This window comes from Neobacillus sp. SuZ13 (genome assembly GCF_030123365.1).
Lineage (GTDB): Bacteria > Bacillota > Bacilli > Bacillales > Cytobacillaceae > Neobacillus.
The window spans coordinates 2,449,397-2,474,707 of sequence record NZ_CP126107.1; the positions used below are offsets into that span (position 1 = coordinate 2,449,397).

The window sequence follows — 25,311 nt, forward strand, 5'->3', positions numbered from 1 at the left end:
GAGTGAAGTCCATTGCTAACTCTTCATTTTGAATATTGGCCAAAAATCTCCACATCTTTAAAAGTCCCGTCTACTTCGCTGTATGACAACCTCAGAGTCAGTGCAAGCCGTTACCCAGATCAGGATGCTATTTACTTCTACGGCAACAAATTATCCTATGATCAACTCGATTCCGAAGTAAACGCCTTAGCCGGATATCTCCAACACAAACTAGGTGTCCAAACTGGCGAAAAGGTCTTACTATTTATGCAGAATTCCCCGCAGTTTGTGATTGGCTACTATGCTATTTTACGAGCTAATGCCGTGGTTGTTCCAATTAATCCCATGTTAGTTGCTGATGAATTAGAATTTTATGTTCGTGACTGTGAAATAAAGACTGCTCTCGCCGGGCAGGAACTATATGACCGGATTCAACCATTGTTACAGAAAACTTCGTTAGAGAATTTAGTCATCGCTGCCTATTCGGATTACGCAGGCGGAGGATTTGAAGGAATTCTGCCAAACGAGGTAGCAGCTCCGAGAGTTCCTTTTTCAGGGTCAGGGCACTATCTTTGGAACGAGGCGATTCAGGCAAATCTTTCACCAACGGAACATACGGTCAAGGGCGATGATCTGGCATGCGTTCCGTATACCTCAGGAACAACGGGGCTGCCAAAGGGCTGTATGCATACCAACCGAACGGTCAATGCAAACACAGTTGGTGCTTATCACTGGTCATTAACAACGCCAAATGCTGTTCACTTAATGTCCTTGCCGCTTTTTCACGTAACCGGAATGGTCCACAGTATGCATATGCCAATCTACAGCGGGAGCACTATGGTCATCTTGACAAGATGGAATAGAGACCTCGCAGTAGAAATGATAAAAACACTAAATTGTACCCACTGGGTGACGATTGCCACCATGATTGTTGATTTCCTAGCAAATCCAAAACTGAAAGCAGAGGATATTGCCTCGTTAACATCGATTTCTGGAGGCGGTGCCGCCTTACCTGAAGCGGTTGGCGAGAAATTATTTCAGCTATCTGGGTTGCGTTTTGTCGAAGGATATGGTCTATCCGAAACGATTGCGCAAACCCACTTCAATCCAGCTGAACGCCCGAAAATGCAGTGCCTTGGTATTCCATCATTTGATGTCGATGCTAGAATCATCGAACCTGCAACTGGAAAAGAACTAGGTGTCGGGGAAGTTGGCGAAATTATCGTCAACGGACCGCAGGTGATGGTCGGCTACTATAACCGCGATGACGAAAATAGAAGCTCCTTTATTGACATCGATGGAAAAAAATTCTTCCGGACCGGTGACATCGGTCGCTTTGACGAGGAAGGCTATTTCTTCATCGTCGATCGTGTCAAACGAATGATCAATGCTTCTGGCTACAAGGTTTGGCCAACCGAGATTGAATCTTACCTTTATAAGCATCCAGCCATTCAACAGGCCTGTGTGGTCGGTGTGCCGGATCCAAGAAGGGGAGAAACTGTTAAAGCCTTTGTGATTTTAAACCAAGATTTTGAAGGGAAAGTCAGTGCAGAGGAAATTATCGAATGGTCAAAACAGCATATGGCTGCCTATAAATACCCGAGATTGATTGAATTTAGGAAACAATTCCCAATGACTTCAAGCGGCAAGATATTATGGCGCACGCTACAAGAAGAGGAAAAAGTGAAAGTATCAAATAAGGTTCAGTAAACTTGTTTCACCAAGGGGAACTTGCACATTGGAACGCTCCCTGTTGAAACTGTTTAAAAAATACTTTGACAAAAGTTAAAGGGGGAGACTATGGAGATCCTTATTCAGCAGCTATTTAATGGTTTAACGATCGGAAGCGTATACGCCCTTGTTGCCCTAGGATTAACACTTGTTTATGGGATTCTGCACATTCCAAATTTTGCGCATGGAGCCTTATACATGATGGGTGGATACATAACCTTAACGATGATGACCAAGTTTGGACTTCATTATTGGTTTGCGATTTTCGTTTCCATTATTGTGGTGGGTCTCATCGGCGTATTGATGGAAAGGTTTGTTTTTCACCCACTTAGAGAAGCACCGCCCATCCACGATAAGATTGCTGCAATTGGAATTCTCTTATTCTTAGAAGCTTTCGCTCAATTTTATTGGGGTGCTGAATACCAGACAATGCCAACACCTTACGGAGAGGTTGTCCAGATCCTAGGATTAACATTTACAATGCAGCGAATCCTCATTGTTGTTGCGGCTCTAGTTGTCATGGTCCTTTTATATCTTTTCTTAAAAAAGACCTATACGGGCGCAACGATTATTGCGATGTCCCAAAATCGTGAAGGAGCCAACCTTGTTGGAATTAATACGAACAAGGTAGCAATGGTTACGTTTATGATTTCTGGTGGACTTGCCGCTATTGCCAGTTCTCTCTCTGCACCTATTAATCTAGTATTCCCAGGTATGGGACAGCTTGTTATTTTAAAAGCGTTTGTCATCATTATCCTTGGCGGGATGGGAAGTATTCCTGGAGCCATTGTCGGTGGTTATATTTTAGGATTTAGCGAGAGTTTAGGTGCGACCTATGTGTCTAACGACTATAAGGACATCATTGCCTTCGTTCTGCTAGTCATTATATTAACTGTAAAGCCTACCGGACTGTTTTCTAAGGGGGGCCAGCACTAATGTCAAAGGTAATGAACCAAAGAAATGTCATTTCTCTTTTAATTTTATTGGCTGTCGTATTTCCGTTACTGACCGATAACACCTATTTTGTTCACGTCATGACCCTGTCATTTATTTGGATGATTGGTGTATACGGGTTAAATCTACTTGCGGGTTATACCGGTTATCTATCCTTGGCACATGCAGGCTTCTTTGCGATAGGTGCTTATTCATTAGGCATCCTAACGGTAAAAGCGGAGATGAATTTCTGGCTTGCCTTTATATTTACCTTATTAATTACTAGTCTGATCGGATTTGTTGTGGGCATGATCGCCTTTCGGACGAAGGAGCATTTTTTCGCCATCTATACGTTGTGTTTGGGCTATATCCTTTATCTTGTGATCGATAAATGGGACAGCTTAACAGAGGGGGTACGTGGTCTAATTGGGATTCCTGCACCGACAGGGATTGGTCCAATCAATTTTGAATCTGAAATCTCCCATTATTATCTTGTCTTATTTTTCTTACTTCTTGTGGTATTGGTCATGTATAGAATTGTTCATTCCCTATCAGGGAGAACCTATATCGCGATCCGTAATAGTGAAGATCTAGCGAAAACGATTGGAATTTCGACGATGAAAAATAAATTAACAGTCTTTGTCCTCTCGACCCTGTTCGCTGGTCTTTCGGGCGCCCTTTACGCATCTTTTGTTCGTTTTATTGGACCTGATATTGGTTCGATTTCGATTACCTTTGATTTACTAACCTATTTACTGATCGGTGGAATTGGGACATTGAGTGGTCCGCTGGTGGGGACGCTGCTAATTGTTTGGCTTTCACAGCAACTGCAAGGCTTCCAAGAGTACCGAATGCTCATTTTTGGACCTGTTTTAACCTTGTTGGTCATTTTTTACCCACGCGGAATTGTCGGTGCTGTTTCGAGTACGTTTACAAAACTTAAAGCGAAAAAGGAACAGCATCGGACAAATGTCAGTGGAAAAACTGCTATCAAGGCTGAAATACGCCCTGACAAGCAAGTAAAGGAGGGGTAGAAATGATATTTTTGGAAACGAAGAATTTAACGAAAAGATTTGGTGGGTTAGTGGCTGTGAACAATGTCGATTTCGCGATTGAAAAAGGAAAAATTAATGCCATCATTGGACCGAACGGTGCAGGGAAATCTACCTTTTTTAACCTAATTAGTGGCTTTCATCGTCCGAGCTCAGGTTCGGTCATTTATAATGGCCGAGATATTACCACCTTACCTTCTGATAAAATTGCCAAGCTGGGAATGGCCCGCACGTTTCAAACAACGAATCTGTTTGAGCAATCAACCGTTTTTGATAATGTCATAGTCGGGCATCGGTTACGGACAAAATCCAATCTGCTTGATGCGATCTTTAGGACAACACGTCTTAAATCCGAAGAGGCACAATGCCGTGAAAAAGCAATGGAAGTCCTCGAATTTGTGGATTTAAAAAATGTTGCAACTAAACTAGTTGGCAGTTTAACGCAAGAAGAGAAAAAACGTACGGCATTTGCATTAGCCCTTGCCACCGATCCAAACATTGTCTTTCTTGATGAACCAGCTGCAGGAGTTAATCCTGATGAAACAGAAGGTCTTGCGGAATTAATGAAAAAGATGGTCTCTACGGGGATCACCGTGTGTTTAATCGAGCACAAGATGCAAATGATCATGAAAATTGCCGATAAAATCATGGTTTTGAATTACGGTGAAAAGATTGCCGAAGGAAGTCCACATGAAATTCGAAATAACGAGTTGGTCATTAAAGCATATTTGGGAGGGAGTGCGATTGCTTAATTTAAAGAATGTCTCTGTCAAATATGGAAGCTTTACCGCCATTCATGACGTGAATATCAAAGTAAACGAAGGGGAAATCGTCGTTTTATTAGGCTCAAATGGCGGTGGTAAAAGCACCACCTTTCGTACCATCAGCGGTTTAAGCAAGCCCGCGGCTGGAGAAATCATTTTTCAAGGCAAAAAACTAAACAAACGATCAGCTGATCAAATTGTCCAATTAGGCATAGGTCAATGCCCGGAAGGCCGAAAGCTTTTTCCAGCCATGTCAGTGGAGGAAAACCTGCGAATGGGCGCCTTTATCCATCGCTGCCATAAAACAGAAATCAAACAGTCACTCGAGCATGTATACGAACTTTTTCCGATCTTAAAAGAAAAAAGAAATGATGACGCTGGTTCTCTAAGCGGCGGACAGCAGCAAATGTTGGCCATTGGCAGAGCATTAATGTCAAAGCCAAAACTGATGCTCCTCGATGAACCGTCGGTCGGACTTGCCCCGCTAATTGTGGAGCAAATGTTTGAAGTGATTCAAAAGATCAATCAAGAGGGAACGACCATCTTGTTGGCAGAACAAAACGCTAATGCAGCCCTAAAAATTGCCGATAAAGGCTATGTTTTTGAAAATGGCTCCATCGTTCTTCAGGGCACATCCCAGGAGTTATTTGCTAACGATGAAGTAAGGAAGGCCTACATAGGGGCATAAAAAGCATGCATTTAAGGGGGTGATGAACGGTAGATTCATCACTGTAAGTAACTTGAAATTCAAGGTAAATACAAGGGGGAAAACGAATGGAAAGAATGAAGTCTCTGTTAATGATTGGTTTTATCTTCGTGATGATCTTTAGTTTGGCGGCATGTAATAGTACATCCGAAAAACCTGCTAACACAAAGCCAGCAGCAGGCGGTAATAAAGACGGAGTGGGGACAGTTAACATTGGCTACACTGGTCCATTAAGCGGACCGGCAGCGTTCTATGGAGAGCGGACCTTAAATGGTGTGAAGATGGCTGCTGAGGAAATTAACAGTGCAGGCGGGATTGAAGTTGCCGGGAAAAAATATAACCTAAATATCGTATCCTTAGACGATAAATACTTACCGAATGAGGCAGGAGCAAATGCCAAGCGATTAATTCAGGAAAATAAAACCCCCATTATTTTTACACCTCATAGTGGCGGCGTATTTGCCCTTCAAGTATTCAACCAACAAGATAAATTCATCATTGGTGCCTATACGAGTGAACCAAAAGTTTCAGAGGTAGGTAATAAACTGACCGTTCGTATTCCCCCTCGCTATGATGGGTACTTAGAACCTTTTACTAGCTATGAAATGGAAAAGTTCGGAAAGAAGATTGCCTTCCTGCCAACGGCTTCGCAATATGGAAAGGATTGGTCTGACAAACTAAAGGCTCATTGGGAAAAAGAAGGTGGTAAGGTTGTTTACAATTCGTCCATCGATTTTGCCAAAGAAACTGACTATTTTACCATCGTGACAAACGCTTTAAAGAAGAAGCCAGATGTGTTATTTATTGGCGGCGCCTCTGAACCTACAGCAAAAGTTGCGAAACAAGCAAGAGAACTAGGCTTTAAGGGTGGATTCATTGTTATGGACCAAGCAAAATTCGATGAAATGAAAGCAGTTACCGGATCCTATGATGCCCTAAATGGATCCATTGGTGTCATGCCGTTAGTTGAATCTGGTAGCCCGGCGATTCCTGATTTCACAAAGAAATATAAGGAGAAATATGGGGAAACCCCAGGCTCAGAAGCAGGTCTTAATTATATTGCCACTTATATTTTTGCAGAAGCAATGAAGGCAGCAGGATCTGTCGATGACGCGGAAAAAATCCAAGCACAAATGCAAGCAGGAGTTGAAAATATTCCTGATAATGTAAAGATTTATGACTTTAACAAGTTTGCCGGGGGCGGTTTTGATGGAGAACTGGAAGTGGCAGCTATAGAAGATGGAAAAGTTGTCCCTATAAAATTGAAGAAATAACAGCGTTTATTGCTGAACACCCCCTTGTTATTTTACGTGAAAATCGATTACGTATTTTTTCAAGGGGGTTCTAGTGATTAAAACATTTTTTGAAAAAAATAAAAAGTTTCATTATGGGGATAAAACGTATTCATAATTCTTGTGAATAAGAAATATAGTTTTGATAGTGCTTAGGTCAATCCTCCTGTCAAAAGTGATAGTTAAATAATGTTTTAGGAGGGAGAGGGATCAAATTGTTTAGAATTGTTCCTCTTGAATTAGAAACGCATTTTGCTGAGGGGACGGTTAATGCCTTTTTAGCGATCGGTGATTCAGTTACGTTAATCGACACAGGTAACCCTGGGAAAGCATCATTTCAACAACTTAAAAGCAAACTACATACGCACGGAGTGACATTAAAGGATATTGATCATATTGTCCTTACCCATATCCATATCGATCATGCTGGTGGAATTCCTTACCTTTTGGAGGAAAAAGAGCTTCCTATCTATGTCCATGAACAGGCGAGTGGTTCAATTAATGCCAGTATGGAAGAGTATGAACGAATGCAAGCTTTCTTCCACCAGTTTTTAACAAGTAGTGGTGCAGACCCATTTAAGCACATCATCGAACGACCATTCAAAGAGGAAAAGTGGCGCAATGTTACCTTTATCAATGAAGGCGATGTTATTCAATTAGGTGGGAAGGAGTTTGAAGTCGTTCATGTTCCCGGTCACAGTCAATCTGATATTTTACTATGGAATCAGGAAACTGGAGATACCTTTGCCGGCGATCACCTATTAAAGGCCTTTTCCGTGAATGCCTTTATCGAACCACCGAATCCGGGCGTGGTGAATCGGCCGAGGCCGTTATTGCAATACCGACATTCACTAAACAAAGTAAGCAGACTTCCATTGAAAAGGATCTATCCTGGTCATGGCGAGGCATTTAGCAATCATTTAACATTGATCAAAACGAGATTACTAGAACAGGAAAAACGATGCGAGCAGATTCTCGCCATTCTTGCGACTGGTGGTAAATGTATCTATGAAATTTGCAGAGAAATGTATCCTCGTTTGCATGGGCATACGGTATTCTTAGGCTTATCCCAAATACAAGGCCATCTGGACTTACTTGAAGAAAGGCAGCAGGTGAAATATGAGCAAAAAGATTCAGTTATCATCTATCGTTTGACGTAACAAAAATGTCTAGTAGAGGAGTGATTGTATGAACCTTAAGAACCTGCTAGAAACAAATATTGCTAAATTTGGTGAGTATCCTTTTTTATATTACAAAGAAAAGAAAATCACCAATGTGGAAATGAAGCAATATGCAGATCAATTTGCTTCTGGCTTACGAAAGCTTGGAATTGCTAAGGGTGATAAAGTAATGGTTTGTATGCCTAATTGCCCTGAGGTCCTCTATTCTTATCAAGGGATTACCAGAGCGGGAGCAACGATCGTCCCGGTTATGTTCACATTGCACCCAAAGGAACTTCACTACATTGCTCGGAATTCCGGAGCCAAAGCAGTCATTACCTCCTCCGCTGTACGGAATAATGTTGAACAATCACTAGAAGGATTGCCAATAAACCCCCAGTTGATTGTTGTGGACCAACCCTCCGATGATCTAAATAAAAATTTTTATGATTTGTTAGTTCCCGCCATAAATCCAATGGATGAACAGTGGAACCCTGGTGATACAGCTGTCATTTTGTACACTTCTGGAACCACTGGAAATCCAAAAGGAGTTCTATTAACGCACAAAAACTTATATTCGAATGCCGAGAATTCGGCAAAACATAACGAAACAGAGCGGGGCACAACTCTCGGAGTCCTGCCGCTTGCCCATGTTTATGGACTGACAATCTCAAATATTTGCTTTTTAACAGGCAGCACAATCGTTATTTTTTCAAACTTTCAATTAGAAGGGGTATTTAAGGCAATTGAAACATATAAAGTGAAGACATTCTCAGCGGTTCCTGCGATGATACATGCCATGGTTTCTTATCCAAGAGCTGATCAATATAATACCACCAGTCTTGAATCAGTCGGTTCTGGTTCAGCACCATTGCCTGTTGCATTAATGCGTGCTTTTGAACAAAAATTTGGCGCAAAAGTGTTCGAAGGCTATGGATTATCAGAAGCTGCTCCGGTTGTTACTGCTCACAAGAAAGGCATCGAAATAAAGCCAGGTTCGGTTGGGATTCCGATACCCGGGGTAGAATTGAGAATTGTCGATGAAAATGGTGAGGAAGTTACAGCCGGTGTAGTGGGGGAACTGATTGTCCGTGGTGACAATGTCACACCAGGCTACTATCAAAATACCGATGAAACCAAGCGAGTCTTAAAGGGTTCATGGTTATTTACGGGCGATTTGGCTCGGATCGATGACGAGGGTTATGTCTATATTGTTGATCGAAAAAAAGATTTAATTATTCGCGGTGGCTTTAATGTGTATCCTCGTGATGTCGAAGAAATTCTAAATGCTCACGAACAAGTTTTTGAGGCAGCAGTGGTTGGGGTTCCTGATGAACGAATGGGTGAAGAAATGGTTGCCTGTGTGGTAAAAAAGCAAGATTCAGAAGTAACCGAAAAAGAATTAATCAACTATTGCCAAGACCATTTAGCAAAAAACAAAACACCACGAAGAATTGTTTTTCTAGAGGCACTGCCGAGAAATGGTGTGGGGAAAATATTAAAAACATATCTCCGCAAGCAGGCATTAGAAATTGTCATCAAACCGTAAAGGAAAAAAGGAGGAGAAGTTAGATGGAAAAAAGAACCATATTAACAACAAGCAGTCGAGGTTTACTAGAAGATTCGTTCCCTTATCGTTTATTTCAAAAAGCAAAACGGTTGGGGACATGGAACCCAGCTGATATAGATTTTAGTCAGGATCAAAAGGATTGGAAGGAGATGAATTCGGAGCAGCAAGAGGATATTTTACGGCTAATCTCTCAATTTCAAGCGGGTGAGGAGGCTGTTACATTAGACCTCCTTCCCCTTATTATGGCGATTGCGAAAGAAGGGCGTTTGGAAGAAGAGCTGTTCCTTACGACCTTTTTATACGAGGAAGCAAAACATACGGAATTTTTCCGGCTAGTATTGAATGCGATTGGTGAGCGAGGAGACTTGTCCCATTTTCATACGGAAACCTATCAGAAAATTTTCTATGAAATTCTCCCAACGACAATGGCACGGCTTATTACTGACCAATCCCCCGAAGCCATTGCAGAAGCATCGGTAGTGTACAACATGTTTGTTGAGGGGGTATTAGCAGAAACCGGATATTTTTCCTTTTACAATGCTTTAGAAACAGCCGGGATTATGCCTGGTCTACTTGAAGGAATCGGAAACTTAAAAAAGGATGAGTCTAGGCATATCGGCTATGGAACATTCCTTTTGCAACGCTTAATTTGTGAACATCCACATCTCTTTGATTTTGTTGCAGCCAAGATGAGTGAACTGACCCCGTTAGCGATTAGGCTGAACCAGGAAGGCATCGCGGGAAGGGAGGTAAGTGCTTTTGGCGGGGACCCGGAGGACGTCATGAACTTTACATTAAAACAACTCTCTATTCGAATGGAGATTTTAGCGCGGGCAAAAGGCAAAAAAATCGAAGAGATTTATAGATTTTCAGATAGTGAATTAGGAGTACTTTAATTCGGATAAGGAGGAACTATGATGACGGTAAAGGTAGATGTCCAAACATTTCCCCACTTTATTAATGGAAAGTGGGAACCGGCGAGCAGTCAAGAAACATTTGACGTGCATAACCCGGCCACTGGTGAATTAGTAGCTAGAGTGGCAAAAGGAAATACCGAAGATGTAAACCGTGCAGTAAATGCGGCCCGCATGGCGTTTGACCAAGGGGATTGGAAAAATATGAAGCCGAAAGACCGGGCTCAGATGTTATATGCCATTTCCTATAAAATTGCCGAACATGCCGAGGAGCTCGCATACTTAGAAGCGATTAGTTCAGGTGGAACGGTACGCCGAATTGGCAGCAGTGATATTTTACAAATGGTTGACTTGTTCCAAACATTAGCCAACTTTACGGTAGATTATCCATTCTCTGAAACACTACCTGTTCCGCCATTCCCAGGACCAGCCCACAATTTTGTTTGGCGTGAGCCGATCGGAGTTTGTGCAGCCATCACTCCTTGGAATTTGCCAATGGTAATTGCGACATGGAAAATTGCTCCCGCACTAGCGATGGGGAATACGATTGTCATTAAGCCGGCCAGCTACACACCGCTGTCAACTCTGAAACTAGCTGAAATTATTTCAGCCGTGGTCCCTCCAGGTGTTATTAATGTTGTTTCAGGTCCAGGGGCAGAGGTGGGCGAAGCATTAGTGAACCACCCAAAGGTTGACAAAGTGGCGTTCACTGGTTCGACAGAGGTTGGCAGACGTATTATGGGACTTGCTGCCGGCACGATTAAGAAAACCACGTTGGAGTTAGGTGGTAAATCACCTAATATCCTTTTAGAGGATGCAGATCTTAATATTGCCCTGCCTGGAAGTCTGTTTGGAGTATTTCTCCATTCCGGACAGCTTTGTGAATCAGGGACTCGGCTTTTTGTCCCAGATAAACTTTATGACCAAGTGGTTGCAGGATTGGCCGCACTCACTAAAAAATTAAAGCTCGGTAATCCACTTGAACCTGTCACCGATGTTGGTCCAGTAATCTCAAAAAAGCAAAAGGAAACGATCCTTTCCTACATTGAAACAGGTAAACAAGAAGGAGCTACCCTTTTATGCGGAGGGAAGGAAGTTAAGGTAGCTGGCTGTGAAGAGGGCCATTTTATCGAACCAACGATTTTTACGAATGTCACCAATGATATGAAAATTGCCCAAGAAGAAATTTTTGGACCAGTCCTTTGTGTAATTCGTTATACAGACCTGGACGATGCGATTCGAATGGCGAATGATACAATTTATGGGCTGGCAGCAGGAGTTTGGACACGCGATGTTAATAAAGCGTACGCTGTTGCTAGAAAACTGCAGGCGGGTGTCGTCTGGATAAATGATTGGCATATGCTCCGCAGTGATGCTCCGTTTGGCGGGTACAAGCAAAGCGGTATTGGCAGAGAAATGGGACAGCAATCACTCGATGCCTATACCCAGGTAAAGCATGTACACACATCGATGTCACCGGAGTTAGAGCGGCGTAATTGGTATGGAATTCTGTTTGGCCAAAACTAATGAAGAGGTGGGGATGAAAATGAAAACAACCTTATCACAGTTTATGTTACGTACGGGAATTTACAGCGGCTCAAATTCAAGGGCGATGGTCCCGAGTCTTTTTGCAGGTCTGGGAGCTAAACGCGTACTTCTCTTAAGTGACAGAGGCTTAGAGGCAGCAGGCATTGTAGAAAAAGTCGCTGAGATTTTTACTCTGACAGGGCATGGCTCTGGACCTGAATTGGTTGGGCAATTTTTAGATATCAAGCAGGATGCTGAAAGTCGATGTATCAATGAGGCTGTCCGCTATGCACGAGAAATCGGGGCAGATTCCTTACTAGCCGTTGGCGGGGGCAGTGTGCTTGATACCGTAAAAGGGGTGAAATACGCGCTCCACAAAGGATTGACAGATATAAAAGAGGCTATTCCAGGCGGCTTATTGTATGAGTCCTTTCCAAAAGCCAACTACATGCCAATTCCACATATAGCCATCCCGACTACAGCGGGTACCGGTTCAGAGGTTTCACCGATTGCCGTTATTTTTAACGAAGATATCCAAATGAAGACGAATATCATCAATCCATTTATTAATGCCGATATGGCGATCTTGGACCCGGATTTAACCGTTGGACTTCCACCGATGATAACAGCATATACAGGATTTGATGCTTTAACACATGCCATTGAGGCACTCGCATCGCCAACGGCAACAGGTCTAACCGATGCCTATGCTCTCCATGCCATTCGCCTGATTGAAAAAAATCTGCCAATTGCCGTTGCGGATGGTTCAAACCTTGATGCCCGCATGGATTTATTACAAGCAAGCTTGATGGGGATTACCGCTTTCAGTTTTGCGTTAAACGCAATTCCTGTCCACAATCTGGCACATGCCTATGGAGCCTTGTTCCGGATTCCGCATGGACTCGCAAATGCCGTCTTTTTACCGGTGGTCATGGAGTTGGTACCTGATTTATATCTACCTAAGGCAGTGGAACTAGCCCAGGCCTTAAATGTAGACGTAAAGGGGGATACCCCGCAAACAGCGTTAGCCAAAGTGATTGGAAAAATTAAATTGCTTCAGTATAAGGTAGGATTACCGGCAGATTTCAAGCAATTCAATATTACCGAAGAGGCACTCCTACTGGCAATTCCAGCCGTCATGAAGGATCCAGCGGCGTTGAACTTTCCTATGCCAAAAGAATTGATTGCAGCGATTGGACAAAAGGTGGTTCCGTTAACAGTAAAATAGGATAACAGGAAAAACCATTATGGATGTGTTGTAATTCATAATGGTTTTTCAATGATTATTTAGAGAAATTTTGATATTTTTATAGTTATCAACCATACATATGGGAGTGAAATAAGTGGAGGATAATAGAATTTTGAAAGAAAGTATGAATATCAACTTTAAAAAATTAACAGAATGTACCATCCAAGATATAATTACGGCTTGGAATCGAGGGTTTGAAGGGTACTTTGTGAAATTAGAAATGACAGCTGAAATGTTTTTTAACCGCTTGGTCAATGAGGGATTATCTTTGGAGCACTCATTGGTAGCTTATGACGGTGATAAACCTGTAGCAATCGTTTTAAATGGTTTCCGCGTCATTGAAGGGAAAAAGACATCTTGGAATGGAGGGACCGGAATTGCTCCTGAATACCGGGGGAAGGGTGTTTCCAGGTTGTTAATGGAGGCTGCCTTAAATGTTTATGCAGAAGAGGGAGTCGAAGTTGCCACCCTTGAAGCTATAAAAGAAAATGAACGGGCGATACGGTTATATCAACGATTCGGCTATGAGATAACTGATTCCCTTGTATATCTTAGTGGGAAAGTAGATTTGAAGGACACACCGATTTCTCACAAATCGATTCGGCCCGAACAGCTCCATACCTACCATTTTTACAAAGAAAATCTTCCATGGCAGTGTCAGTGGCAGAGTGTGAAGTCAGGGGAAGCGCAAATTTATTTTGACGAGAACCAGAATCCACTTGGCTACTCTTTATTCAAAAGGGTTTGGAATCAAGAGGGGCAATTGGAGAAGGTATTGCTCTATCAGCTTGAAATATTCGCTGAGTTGAAAGAGGGAACGATTAAATCAATATTGAGTTCGATAACAAGAGCAAATCAGAATCCCATTAATTTCATGACCATAAATTCGTCATTATCTAATCCTGTCACTTTTAGATTACAAGATTTAGGCTTTGTAAAAACAACAGGGCAAGTCCAAATGGTCAAAAAAATAGATCAATAAAAATTTTTTGAATCCTAAATCATATTATTATATAATTTTCGTTAGGGCATTCTCAGGTCGCTTGGGCTTGACCTACATAAAATAATAGGATTAGGAGAAAAACAAATGGAAAAAGTACTTATTTTCGGTCACAAAAATCCTGACACCGATACAATTTGTTCTGCGATTGCCTATGCAGACTTAAAAAAACAATTAGGGATGGATGTTGAACCTGTCCGTTTAGGACAAATCAACGGGGAAACACAATTTGCACTTAACCAATTTAATGCAGAAGTTCCACGTTTGGTTGAAGCCGTTGCAAGTGAAGTGAACTCAGTTATTTTAGTCGATCACAACGAGCGCCAGCAAAGTGCCAATGATATCGCGGATGTTCGAGTCCTGGAAGTTATTGACCATCACCGTATTGCGAACTTCGAAACAAGCGATCCATTGTATTACCGCTGCGAGCCTGTAGGCTGTACAGCAACGATCTTAAATAAAATGTATAAAGAAAACAACAAAGAAATTAGCAAACCAATTGCTGGCCTTATGCTTTCTGCGATTATTTCTGACTCTTTATTATTTAAGTCTCCAACATGTACACCAGAAGATGTTGCAGCAGCACGCGAGTTAGCTGAAATTGCTGGAGTGGACGCTGATACTTATGGACTTGAAATGCTTAAAGCTGGGGCAGATGTTCGCGATAAATCCATATCTGAACTCTTAAGCCTGGATGCAAAAGGATTTGAAATGGGTTCAAGTAAAGTAGAAATCGCTCAAGTGAATGTCGTCGATACTGCCGATGTTCTTGCTCGCCAAGAAGAATTGGAAGCAGCGATCTCTTCCATTATTGAAGAAAAGAACTTAGACTTATTCTTGTTCGTGGTAACAGATATTTTAACAAACGATTCAGTTGGTTTAGCGTTAGGAAGTAAAACAGCTGCGGTTGAAAAAGCTTATAATGTTTCCCTTGTGAATAACACGGCTACACTAAAAGGTGTCGTTTCTCGTAAAAAGCAAATTGTTCCAGTTTTAACAGATATTTTTACTAAAGGTGAGTAGTAAAATAAGCCGTTCATGGAGAATTCCATGGGCGGTTTTTTCTTTTATTTAATCAGTGGAAATGGAAGTAGCAGATAAATTAATGAAAGTGGCAGATAAAATCGTAAAGTGGCAGATAAAATGAAAAAGTGGCAGATAAAGTATTCAAAGTGGCAGATAAAGTATTCAAAGTGGCAGATAAAGTATTCAAAGTGGCAGATAACTCAAAAAGCATTAATAAAGGTGGCTAAAAAGTTGCTTTTGAACAAGGATCCAGTCCGAAAAAATATTAGTTTTTCATAAAAGGCTTAAAACTAAGGCATGGATAGGAAGATTAATGTCTTACGAAGCTGTGTTTTAGATGATAATGTTCCAAAAAATAAATTCCTTCTTTCCATCGGTAAATTTTTATTGTAATCTATTAAATATTTAGAAAACCGAAATTATCTTAAAATTCACCAAGAGGAAGGGAAATTCGCATGCTGTTTTTGTCATTAATCAGTTCTTTTTTTAATGCACTGAATGCGCTTTATGCCAAGAAGATTGTTGGAGAAATGAAGGATAATAATAGTTTCATTGTTACTTCATTTGCCTACATTGGTTTGTTCCTTGGATTAACGCTGCCATGGCTTTATTTATTCAAAGCAAACGCTATCTCGATTTCGTTATTAATTTTGGTTGTTCTGCTGGATATGGTCGGAAATTTGCTTTTCTTTAAAGCAATGAACAAAATCGAGGTATCTGTCCTATCGGTTTATATGGCGTTAACTCCATTGTTCACGTTTATTCCAAACTCCATCCTGTATGGCTTCCATCCATTTGTGCTCGTGTCTGTTTTGTTTATCATGGTGGGCGTCTATTTCCTAAATTTAAAAGGCCGGAACCCGCTGACCCCATTTCTTGAGCTTAGGAAACCAGGGAATTTATTAGGAATTGCATCAGCGATTGTTTTTGGTGTGAGTATGGTGCCGTCTCAGCAATTACTTGTTCATGGCTGGGTTAATCCAGTGACACTTTATTTTTACCGAGCGTGCGGGATTGCTTTGATTACCTATCTGATTTATCGTCCAAAGGTATGGTTTCCGAGCTTGCATAAACATCTAAGTTTACGCGGAATCACCGTCATCATCCAATGGGTCTGCCTGTTTACAGCCTTAAAGTTTGCTGATGGTACACTGGTTGTCTCCTTGGCCTTCACTTCACCATTATTTGCTGTGTTCTTGGCGTGGTATTATTTTAAGGAACGCATTACTCCTGCGAAGCTAACGGCATGTGTGATTACAATTTTAGGAATTATTATTACGGTTGTTTAAGGGGAGTAATATATAAAGGAGGAATGAGCAGTTGAGCCGAAAGCACTCGACCACCATGTTCTTGGCTGGTCTGCAATGGTTATTTTTCATGTTTGCAAATACTGTGGTCATCCCGTTAACGATCGGGGATGCCTTTGATTTATCAGCAGGAGAAGTAGCAAGTTCGATGCAAAGAGCATTTATTTATACAGGGACAGCCTGTATCTTGCAAGCATTGTTTGGGCATAAGTATCCGCTAATGGAGGGACAATCGGGCTTGTGGTGGGGGGCCATCTTAAGTCTGTGTGCATCTGCTTCTTCCGCTGGCATTAGTTTGGAGGAACTAGGCGGCGGACTTGCGCTTGGGATTATTGGTTCAGGTGTTCTCGTTATGATCCTTGGCGTGTTAGGGATGGGAACAGTGTTAAAGCGCTTATTCACACCGGTTGTGATGAGTACGGTCCTTTTTCTCCTCGCGAGCCAGCTGATTGTTATTTTTACAAAAGGAATGCTTGGCTTAAGTACTGGTGAACAGATTGATATTCCAACAGCAGGATTTTCGATCCTGTTAATCATTCTCGTAGTATGGATCAATTTGAAGGGTCCGGGTGTTATTCGCAATTTTTCCATCCTAATTGGAATTGTAACCGGATGGGTGGTTCATGCTGTTTTCTTCCCAGCACCCGCTGCGAATGTAAGTGCGTCTACGGAGTTTTTTGAGTTATTTCCATGGGGGAAACCTAGTTTTAGCTTGGGGCTCATTCTTATGACAGTGATTACTGGTTTAGTTAATACAACGAATACAATGGCTTCGATAAAAGGGGTGGAGCCCATCTTGAAGACTTCAACCACAGATAACCAATATCGCCGCTCATTTGTACTAACGGGAATTAATTCAATCGTTTCTGGACTGTTTGGGATGGTTCCGTATGCTCCTTATATTTCTTCGCTCGGATTTTTACAGTCTACGCTCATATTTGAGCGGGCACCTATTATCATTGGTGGAGCAATGTTTATTGTCCTTGGCTTGGTGCCTGCACTAAGTAACTTGTTTTCCACAATGCCAATTAGTGTAGGGGATGCTGTTTTATTTGTTGCCTATTTGCAACTATTTAGTGGTGCACTCACTAATTTGAATGGAATTCCTTTTAACCAGCGAACGATCTATCGCATCGCGGCTCCAGTGCTGCTTGGAATTGCCATCATGAATATTCCGTCTGAAATGTTTTCCTCGCTGCCAATGTTGGTTCAACCACTGTTATCGAGCGGCTTATTAGTAGGAATTTTGCTAGCAATCATCCTAGAAAATACCATTAACTGGAATAAACTAGAGAACCCCGTGCCAAATGCGGAAAGAAAAATTAGTTAATGAAAAACGGCGCCCCTAAAAAATTAGGGGCGCCTAGTTATTTGATATCAATGTTACACCTGTTGCGTCAGCTTGTCTTTTAAAAAAGGATAAAGACTGACGGCGAGATGGATATTTAAAAATTGTTGGCTATCGGATAAATCTGTGGAAAGAATCTCTTCAATCCGTTTTAAGCGGTACATTAGAGTGTTCGTATGAACATGAATGGACTCCGCTGCTTCTTTTGCATTTTGATTGTGTTCAAGATAGGCGAATAACGAAGGGAGTAGTTCTCCTTTTCGAGATTGGTCGTATTCAAACAGCGGTCCTAGCACTTCGATAATAAAATCGATGAGTTCCTCCTCAGTATTTTGAAGTAGAAGCCGTTGAACCCCAAGTTCCTTATAACTGATAACCTGATTTTTTCCCCCAAAGCTTTGAAGGAATTGTAAGCATTTTGCTGCTTCCTGTATTGATTTCGTGACCTTTAATAAACTGGAATGAATTCTGCCGATTCCAATTGAAACCGTTGTTCCCCAATTTTTTATCTGGATTTCCTGCTGGAATTTTGCCACTAGTTCCTTCACACGCTGATGTGTATAAATAGCGGAAACCTTCTGTTGGAAAGTTAGCAAGATAACGATTTGATCGTGATTCCGTACAGCCATCCCTTTTAAAGGACTTTTTAAAAATACTCGGTTTGCCATTTGGACAAGATGGCGGATGATACTGTTCTTTTTATGATTATTTTCCATATCATCAAGCCGAATCATAACCGCTAAATAATCGCCGAGCGGGTCGAAATCCAACTGTTTTACTTTTTGAAGGATGTTACCATCCATTTTACCGGAAAAAAGAACATCAATGAGTTCGCCGTTAATTGTTTCTTGTGCCTCAAAAATAGCTTGCTCCTTTACTAATTCAAGTGAAATGACCGTACAAGCATGCTCTAAGGCAGCAATATCCACGTCACGCATCTTTTCAGGCGAAACGATAATAAGTGAACCAAATAGAGTCGGTTTTGCTCCAATGGGAAGAATGGTAATACAATGCTTTTCCTCTTCCATGTTTGTTCCAAGCAATGAACGGACATTTCCAGGTGTTCTAATTGACTCCTGTGCCAAATCTCGGATGGTAAATAATTCATCGTCATTTAGCTTGTTCTTAAAAGCAGAGGAGATCAATTCACCGAGGTCATCGAATAACAAAATCCTGTGGCCAGTTGTATCATGCAGATAGGTAATGATGGAATCTAGACCTTCGCCATGTAATACAAGTTCAGCTAATCGATTATGGATATCAACAGAGCGGGATAACATCTCATTTTGTTTTGAAATCGTATTATTTAAATCTTCCAACTGTCTTACTGTCTTTTCTTGCTCGCTGTATAGGTTTGCTTTCTCAAGGGCTACTGCGGCTTGATGGGCAATTGCTGTTAAAAGATTAATATCCTCTGGGATAAAGTGAAGTTCGGGATCAAAAGAGTCAAGCGTAATCACACCGATACATTCTCCTTTTAACAAGATAGGAGCACAAATCGATGAATAAGGGAGTGTGGGAATCGATTGATCCATAAGTGCGTGATTCGTTTTCGATAGGGTAGCTGTTGCTTTTTCGACTTCTGTCCGATTGTGAAAAATCAAACATTTTTGTGCGGAAAAAGCTAAGCCAGTCATCGATTCACCTGGTTTCAACCTTACTCTTGTAATCTCAGATGTGAAGTTACTGTCTGATTTTGGAATAAGCAGATCTTGACTGGGATCATATATGAATAAAACCCCCCCGTGCGCTGCATCGATAACTGAAACAGTTTGAACCATAATCGAATCAATGATTGTATCAATATCTAGTGATGAATTTAACACATTGGAAACATGGATTAATGATTGCAGTTGACGATGGCTAAGTGTTTCTTTCATCATGCACCTCACATTTTAATGATTTAGAATAATATGAAAAACTTATTTCATTTGTTTATTGTAACAAATTTCATAATAAATTGTGTGGTTTTTGTCATGAAATATAAAGTGAATGAAGGTTATTTGTGTTTATTTTGTGTTTTTACACAAATTGTTTGTTAGGAATTTTGTGAAAAATAACATAACAAATTTTCTGATAAGTTTTATAATTATAAATACATTAATAATATACGCCATTCTATTAAAGCATTAAACAAATAGGAATGTGGCAGAGAGGATGGAAGAAGTGATTAACGAAGATAGATTATGGGGTCGTTTGCAACTTCTTAGTGAAATAGGAAAAACCGAATCTAATGGTGTCACTCGTTTATCTTTCACTCCGGAAGAACGAGCAGCTAAAGATCTTGTAGCTACATTTATGAAAGAAGCTGGTTTGCAAGTACGTGAGGATGAAGTCGGAAACCTGATTGGCAGGAAAGAAGGCGTCAACCCTGATGCACCTGTGGTATTAACTGGTTCACATATCGATTCAGTATTTAATGGAGGGAATTTTGATGGACCATTGGGTGTCCTTTCTGCTGTTGAAGCCCTTCAAGTCATGAATGAGCAAGGAATTGAGACAGAACATCCGATTGAAGTAATTGCTTTTACCGATGAAGAAGGGGCAAGATTCAGCTTCGGAATGATTGGCAGCCGGGGGATTGCTGGCACACTAACACAAGAGGAATTGCTTAATAAAGATAAGCAAGGTATATCGATAGCGGAAGCTTTCGTCACAAATGGACTTGAGCCGGAAGCAATCGGCAAGGCAGTCCGAAATCCTGAAGAGGTGAAGGCATATGTCGAACTTCATATTGAACAAGGAAAGGTCCTCGAGGGACAAAATCTTTCAGCCGGAATTGTATCAGGATTAGCTGGTCCATTATGGCTCAAGTTTATTTTAGAAGGGGAAGTTGGTCATGCAGGAGCCACACCGATGTCGATCAGGCATGATGCCTTAACTGCAGCAGCAAGAGTAATGCTTGTTATCGAAGCAGAAGCAGGTAAAACTGGAACTACGGTTGGCACAGTCGGACAAGTTCAGGTGAACCCAGGTGGAATCAACATTATTCCTGGCCGGGTTGAATTCTCATTAGACCTTCGGGATATAATTGAAGCTGTCCGCGATGAGGTAGAGGAGAAGATTAGAGTCCAGGCAGAGCAGATTTGTGTGGCCCAAGGTGTGAAGTTAACGATTGAAGATCTACAGCGTGTCGCACCCGCACCATGTTCGGACATCGTAAAGAATGCAGCGAGAGACGCTTTTGATAAATTAGGTCTAGAAAGCTATTATCTTCCAAGCGGTGCCGGTCATGATGGAATGCAATTGATGGACTTATGTCCGATGGGAATGATCTTTATCCGTTCCAAGAATGGAATAAGTCATGACCCAGCTGAATGGAGTTCAAAAGAGGACTGCAGAGACGGTGCCAATGTCCTCTATCAAACGGTCCTAAATCTAGCGGTTCAAAAAGTAAATGTAATAACAAACTAATAGGAGATGACAAGCATGAGTATTCATACACAAGTTAATCTTAATCAATTAGCAGAAGAAACAAAAGAACAAGTCATTGCCTGGAGAAGGCATTTGCACCAAAATCCGGAACTATCTTTCCATGAGGAAAAAACATCTCAATTTATTTATGATACATTACAATCGTTTGGAAACTTAGAGATTACTCGCCCGACTAAAACAAGTGTGGTGGCACGATTAATCGGAGCTGAACCAGGTAAAACACTTGCGATTCGCGCGGATATGGACGCCCTGCCAATCCAAGAGGAGAACACTTTCGAATTTGCTTCCCAAAATCCTGGAGTGATGCATGCTTGTGGCCATGACGGTCATACGGCGATGCTGCTTGGTACAGCAAAAATCCTTTCAGGTTTAAAGGATCATATTAAAGGCGAAGTTCGTTTCTTATTCCAACATGCGGAAGAGTTATTCCCAGGCGGAGCTGAAGAAATGGTTCAAGCCGGAGTAATGGACGGCGTAGACCTTGTAATTGGTACGCACCTCTGGTCACCAATTGAAAAAGGCAAGGTTGGGGTTGTGTATGGTTCAATGATGGCTTCACCAGACACTTTCTGGATTACAGTGAATGGAAAAGGTGGACATGCCGCACTTCCACACCAAACCATTGATTCAATCGCTGTTGCTGCACAAGTTGTAACCAATCTACAGCATATTGTTTCTAGGAATACAGATCCGCTCGATAGCTTAGTTGTTTCTGTGACCCAATTTATTGGAGGAACCACGCACAATGTCATTCCTGGACAAGTTAAAATTTGGGGAACTGTTCGCAGTTTTGATCCAAAACTTCGTGAATCTGTTCCAGCTAAAATGGAACGAATTGTTAAGGGGATTACTGAAGCACATGAAGCATCTTACGAATTCAAATATGAATTTGGCTATCGCCCTGTCATCAATGATAACGAAGTGACTGCAGTGATTGAAGAAACCGTACGAGAAGTATTTGGTGAAGAGGCACTTGATATGATGAGACCTAATATGGGAGGAGAAGATTTCTCTGCATTTATGGAAAAAGCTCCAGGCTGTTACTTCTATGTAGGAGCGGGTAATGAGGAGCAAGGAATTACTTATCCACATCATCATGAACGTTTCACAATTGATGAAGATGCCCTTGAAATTGGCGTAAAAACCTTCCTTCATGCGACATTTAAATTTTTAGCATAAATTACGGAACAAAGAACCTTCGTGCAAAGTATATAATAAATACTTCACGAAGGTTCAGAGAAATTAATAGAAAGAAGGCATCATTATAATATAAAATTGGGGGTTTATCTATGAAATTACATCAGATTCTTGCGTTCATACCATTTATTGGATTACTAGGTGGGGTTCCTTTCGCCAATAAAGTCACTCCCTACGTATTCGGGATGCCTTTTGTTCTCTTTTACATTGTTCTTTGGGTAGTTATTACTTCTGGAATTATGGCGCTTGTGTTTAAAATGGACCCAGCAAATAAGGAGGAGGAGATCTAATGAATACAGCATTAATTATTATTTTCGGATTTTTAGCTTTATCCATCTTCCTTGGTGTCCAAGCCCAAAAAGGGAAGGACATGAGTCTTGAACAATGGTCTGTTGGGGGCCGCGGTTTTGGCACAATCTTTGTATTCTTATTAATGGCAGGGGAAATTTACACTACGTTTACTTTCTTAGGCGGAAGTGGCTGGGCATATGGTAAAGGTGGGCCAACTTATTATATCTTAGGATACGGCTGTTTAGCTTACATCATGTCCTATTGGTTACTTCCAGCAATTTGGAAATATGCGAAAGATAATAAATTAATGTCTCAATCGGACTTTTTTGTTAGTAAATACAAAAGCCCATTACTCGGTGTTTTTGTCTCTATAGTTGGTGTAGTTGCACTAATTCCATATCTTGTCCTTCAATTAAAAGGTTTAGGGATCATCGTTGCTGAAGCTTCTGGTGGATCTATCTCGTCCACTGCCGCGATTTGGATTGGTGTTATTGCTGTAACGGTTTACGTAATGATATCAGGAATTCACGGTTCTGCATGGACTGCTGTTATAAAGGATATCATGATTTTGGGGATTGTATTATTCTTAGGTATCTATTTACCAATCCACTATTACGGTGGCTTCCAGCCAATGTTTGAAGCAATTGAAGCAGCAAAACCAGGATTCCTTGCTCTTCCTGAAACTGGTTTAAGTGTTTCTTGGTTTATTTCTACGGTCCTATTAACGGCGCTTGGTTTCTATATGTGGCCGCATACTTTCGGTTCGATTTATTCTGCACAAAGTTCAAAAGTTTTCCGTAAAAATGCAATTATTATGCCGCTTTATCAACTCGTGTTATTGTTTGTATTCTTTGTAGGCTTTGCAGCAATCCTTCAGGTGAAAGGGTTAGAGGGCCCGGCTGGTGATCTTGCCTTATTAAAACTTTCAATGCAGACGTTTGATCCATGGGTAGTTGGATTAATCGGAGCAGCTGGCTTGTTAACAGCGATTGTTCCAGGTTCAATGATTATGATGGCAGCTGCTACTTTATTAGCGAAAAACGTTTATAAAGTTTTTGTTCCAAAAGCATCTGATCAGCAAGTATCTAAATTAGCAAAGAACTTAGTTCCTGTTGTTGCAATCATCGCTTTATACTTTACCTTTAAAGGCGGGGATACTTTAGTAACCTTGTTATTAATGGGGTACAGTCTTGTAACACAATTGTTCCCAGCGTTAGTATTCAGTTTAGCTAAAAAGAACGTAGTTACAAAAGCAGGTGCGTTCGCAGGTATCGCAGTTGGAGTATTTACGGTTGCCTACATTACAATCAGTGCTTCTACTGTGGGAACACTTTTCCCTGCACTGCCGCAATTTGTTAAGGATCTAAATGTAGGTGTTATCGCATTAATTATCAATTTAGTGGTGACATTCGCTGTTAGTTTCGTAACAAAATCTGCAACGGCTAATAACACGAATGAGCGTGTGGCTTAATTAAAACCAATAAAAACACCTCCAACGTCGATGTACTTCGATTACTGGAGGTGTTTTTTTAGTAAGTAAATTTAGTCTGTATGATTTTGATTTTCTTCTTTCCTCTGATTCATCAAGAAAAATGTTAATGGCTGCTCCGATCCTGTCATTAATTTGTACACATAGGAAGAAGTGATTTTATAGCCGTCGTCAATTTTAGTGGCTAAATAATTCGTCCGTTCAAACAAAATCGAACGGATATGATTGATTTGACGGGATATTTTGTCCATCAGAGCTTCTTGATTGTCCAAACGTTGTAAAACTCCTCCTTGAAATTCTTCTTGTTTAGACATTTTTTCGGCAACCACTTTTTGTAGTTCCAACTGTTCTTTCATTTGAAGGACAAGTTGATGATTAGCAGCCTCGTGATGCTCCAACCGTTTACGTAAATCATTCAGTTGTTGACCTACATTATTCCAATGTGTTGAATGTGTTTCTTCTTGTATTTGTGTTTGCAAACCTATTTCAGATAACGCTAAATTGAGTGCTGCATTCGCTTTTTGCTGTTCTTTTACAAGTTCGGACAGAAAATCCTGTCTTGAAATCATCTGATTTGTTGTTTGTAGATGTTGTTTATTTTTGTAGACTTCCGGATGATGATTGTTATTTATGAATAATCCCATACCTCTCTCCGCCTTTTATGTTTTTGATTGTGATATTTTATGCTTGAAATTCATAAGAGGGGACATGATTGGGCTAGGCTATATTCTCTCATCTAGGGGATGAAGACCAAATCCCTTTGGAAAAATTGAAGAAGTGGTCATCATCCGGGCGATGAAGACCAAATTCCTTTGAAAAAACAGTGGAAATGGTCGTCATCCGGGCGATGAAGACCAAATCCCTTTGAAAAAATAGAAGAAGTGGTCGTCATCCGGGCGATGAAAACCAAATCCCTTTGAAAAAATAGAAGAAGTGGTCATCATCCAGGAGATGAAGACCAAATCCCTTTGAAAAAACAGTGGAAGTGGTCATCATCCAGGAGATGAAAACCAAATTCCTTTGAAAAAACAGTGGAAATGGTCGTCATCCGGGCGATGAAAACCAAATCCCTTTGAAAAAAGTGAAAATGGTCATCATCCAGGAGATGAAAACCAAATTCCTTTGAAAAAACAGTGGAAATGGTCGTCATCCGGGCGATGAAAACCAAATCCCTTTGAAAAAAGTGAAAATGGTCATCATCCAGGAGATGAAAATCAAATTCCTTTGAAAAAAAAGTGAAAATGGTCATCATACAGGAGATGAAAATCAAATTCCTTTGAAAAAACAGTGGAAATGGTCGTCATCCAGGAGATGAAGACCAAATCCCTTTGAAAAAAAAGT

General features: G+C 41.0%; 21 protein-coding genes. 19 read left to right on the forward strand and 2 right to left on the reverse strand.

From position 1 onward, the window contains the following. Nucleotides 1-12: 12 nt before the first annotated feature. From QNH17_RS11725 to QNH17_RS11795, 15 genes are all read left to right on the forward strand, one after another. Nucleotides 13-1,689, forward strand: a complete 1,677-nt coding sequence (locus tag QNH17_RS11725) for a long-chain fatty acid--CoA ligase (RefSeq protein ID WP_283878839.1) — start codon at nucleotides 13-15, stop codon at nucleotides 1,687-1,689. Between the two features lie 90 nt (nucleotides 1,690-1,779). After that, nucleotides 1,780-2,646: a branched-chain amino acid ABC transporter permease gene (locus QNH17_RS11730; protein WP_283878840.1), complete on the forward strand. Its 867-nt coding sequence runs from the start codon at nucleotides 1,780-1,782 to the stop codon at nucleotides 2,644-2,646. Then, nucleotides 2,646-3,677: a branched-chain amino acid ABC transporter permease gene (locus tag QNH17_RS11735; protein ID WP_283878841.1), complete on the forward strand. Its 1,032-nt coding sequence runs from the start codon at nucleotides 2,646-2,648 to the stop codon at nucleotides 3,675-3,677. The genes QNH17_RS11730 and QNH17_RS11735 overlap by 1 nt, the downstream gene beginning before the upstream one ends. A gap of 2 nt (nucleotides 3,678-3,679) precedes the next feature. After that, nucleotides 3,680-4,447 carry an ABC transporter ATP-binding protein gene (locus tag QNH17_RS11740; RefSeq protein WP_283878842.1) on the forward strand — a complete coding sequence of 256 codons (768 nt, stop codon included), beginning with the start codon at nucleotides 3,680-3,682 and terminating at the stop codon, nucleotides 4,445-4,447. Next, nucleotides 4,440-5,147: an ABC transporter ATP-binding protein gene (locus QNH17_RS11745; RefSeq protein ID WP_283878843.1), complete on the forward strand. Its 708-nt coding sequence runs from the start codon at nucleotides 4,440-4,442 to the stop codon at nucleotides 5,145-5,147. Before QNH17_RS11740 ends, QNH17_RS11745 begins: the two co-directional genes overlap by 8 nt. An 86-nt stretch (nucleotides 5,148-5,233) precedes the next feature. Beyond that, nucleotides 5,234-6,439 (forward strand): ABC transporter substrate-binding protein, encoded by a 1,206-nt coding sequence (locus tag QNH17_RS11750; protein WP_283878844.1) that lies wholly within the window; start codon nucleotides 5,234-5,236, stop codon nucleotides 6,437-6,439. Nucleotides 6,440-6,672: 233 nt separating this feature from the next. Next, nucleotides 6,673-7,617, forward strand: coding sequence for an MBL fold metallo-hydrolase (locus tag QNH17_RS11755; protein WP_283878845.1), 945 nt, complete (start codon nucleotides 6,673-6,675; stop codon nucleotides 7,615-7,617). A gap of 28 nt (nucleotides 7,618-7,645) precedes the next feature. Further along, on the forward strand, nucleotides 7,646-9,166 hold the full coding sequence (locus QNH17_RS11760) for a class I adenylate-forming enzyme family protein (RefSeq protein WP_283878846.1): 1,521 nt from the start codon (nucleotides 7,646-7,648) through the stop codon (nucleotides 9,164-9,166). A 23-nt stretch (nucleotides 9,167-9,189) separates the two neighbouring features. Then, nucleotides 9,190-10,083 (forward strand): R2-like ligand-binding oxidase, encoded by an 894-nt coding sequence (locus tag QNH17_RS11765; protein ID WP_283878847.1) that lies wholly within the window; start codon nucleotides 9,190-9,192, stop codon nucleotides 10,081-10,083. 21 nt (nucleotides 10,084-10,104) lie between these two features. Next, nucleotides 10,105-11,628 carry an aldehyde dehydrogenase family protein gene (locus QNH17_RS11770; RefSeq protein ID WP_283878848.1) on the forward strand — a complete coding sequence of 508 codons (1,524 nt, stop codon included), beginning with the start codon at nucleotides 10,105-10,107 and terminating at the stop codon, nucleotides 11,626-11,628. A 19-nt stretch (nucleotides 11,629-11,647) separates the two neighbouring features. Then, nucleotides 11,648-12,856, forward strand: a complete 1,209-nt coding sequence (locus QNH17_RS11775) for an iron-containing alcohol dehydrogenase (RefSeq protein WP_283878849.1) — start codon at nucleotides 11,648-11,650, stop codon at nucleotides 12,854-12,856. Between the two features lie 115 nt (nucleotides 12,857-12,971). Next, nucleotides 12,972-13,859 carry a GNAT family N-acetyltransferase gene (locus tag QNH17_RS11780; RefSeq protein WP_283878850.1) on the forward strand — a complete coding sequence of 296 codons (888 nt, stop codon included), beginning with the start codon at nucleotides 12,972-12,974 and terminating at the stop codon, nucleotides 13,857-13,859. Nucleotides 13,860-13,964: 105 nt separating this feature from the next. Continuing rightward, nucleotides 13,965-14,900, forward strand: a complete 936-nt coding sequence (locus QNH17_RS11785; RefSeq protein ID WP_283878851.1) for a manganese-dependent inorganic pyrophosphatase — start codon at nucleotides 13,965-13,967, stop codon at nucleotides 14,898-14,900. A gap of 458 nt (nucleotides 14,901-15,358) precedes the next feature. Then, the gene (locus tag QNH17_RS11790; protein WP_283878852.1) at nucleotides 15,359-16,192 is read left to right on the forward strand and encodes a DMT family transporter; all 834 of its coding nucleotides are present in this window, start codon (nucleotides 15,359-15,361) and stop codon (nucleotides 16,190-16,192) included. A gap of 31 nt (nucleotides 16,193-16,223) precedes the next feature. Next, the gene (locus QNH17_RS11795) at nucleotides 16,224-17,540 is read left to right on the forward strand and encodes a uracil/xanthine transporter (RefSeq protein WP_283878853.1); all 1,317 of its coding nucleotides are present in this window, start codon (nucleotides 16,224-16,226) and stop codon (nucleotides 17,538-17,540) included. Between the two features lie 53 nt (nucleotides 17,541-17,593). On the opposite strand, the gene QNH17_RS11800 is transcribed toward QNH17_RS11795, so the two are convergent. Beyond that, nucleotides 17,594-19,438 carry a helix-turn-helix domain-containing protein gene (locus QNH17_RS11800; protein ID WP_283878854.1) on the reverse strand — a complete coding sequence of 615 codons (1,845 nt, stop codon included), beginning with the start codon at nucleotides 19,436-19,438 and terminating at the stop codon, nucleotides 17,594-17,596. Nucleotides 19,439-19,724: 286 nt separating this feature from the next. On the opposite strand from QNH17_RS11800, the gene QNH17_RS11805 reads away from it, so the two are divergent. From QNH17_RS11805 to QNH17_RS11820, 4 genes are all read left to right on the forward strand, one after another. Further along, nucleotides 19,725-20,972 (forward strand): Zn-dependent hydrolase, encoded by a 1,248-nt coding sequence (locus QNH17_RS11805; RefSeq protein ID WP_283878855.1) that lies wholly within the window; start codon nucleotides 19,725-19,727, stop codon nucleotides 20,970-20,972. A 15-nt stretch (nucleotides 20,973-20,987) separates the two neighbouring features. Further along, nucleotides 20,988-22,172, forward strand: a complete 1,185-nt coding sequence (locus QNH17_RS11810; protein ID WP_283878856.1) for a M20 family metallopeptidase — start codon at nucleotides 20,988-20,990, stop codon at nucleotides 22,170-22,172. A 110-nt stretch (nucleotides 22,173-22,282) separates the two neighbouring features. Then, nucleotides 22,283-22,480, forward strand: coding sequence for a DUF3311 domain-containing protein (locus QNH17_RS11815; protein ID WP_283878857.1), 198 nt, complete (start codon nucleotides 22,283-22,285; stop codon nucleotides 22,478-22,480). After that, nucleotides 22,480-23,952 (forward strand): sodium:solute symporter family protein, encoded by a 1,473-nt coding sequence (locus QNH17_RS11820; protein ID WP_283878858.1) that lies wholly within the window; start codon nucleotides 22,480-22,482, stop codon nucleotides 23,950-23,952. The genes QNH17_RS11815 and QNH17_RS11820 overlap by 1 nt, the downstream gene beginning before the upstream one ends. 71 nt (nucleotides 23,953-24,023) lie before the next feature. Here QNH17_RS11820 and QNH17_RS11825 read toward each other — a convergent pair whose 3' ends face one another. Then, nucleotides 24,024-24,614 carry a hypothetical protein gene (locus QNH17_RS11825; protein ID WP_283878859.1) on the reverse strand — a complete coding sequence of 197 codons (591 nt, stop codon included), beginning with the start codon at nucleotides 24,612-24,614 and terminating at the stop codon, nucleotides 24,024-24,026. Nucleotides 24,615-25,311: the final 697 nt, after the last annotated feature.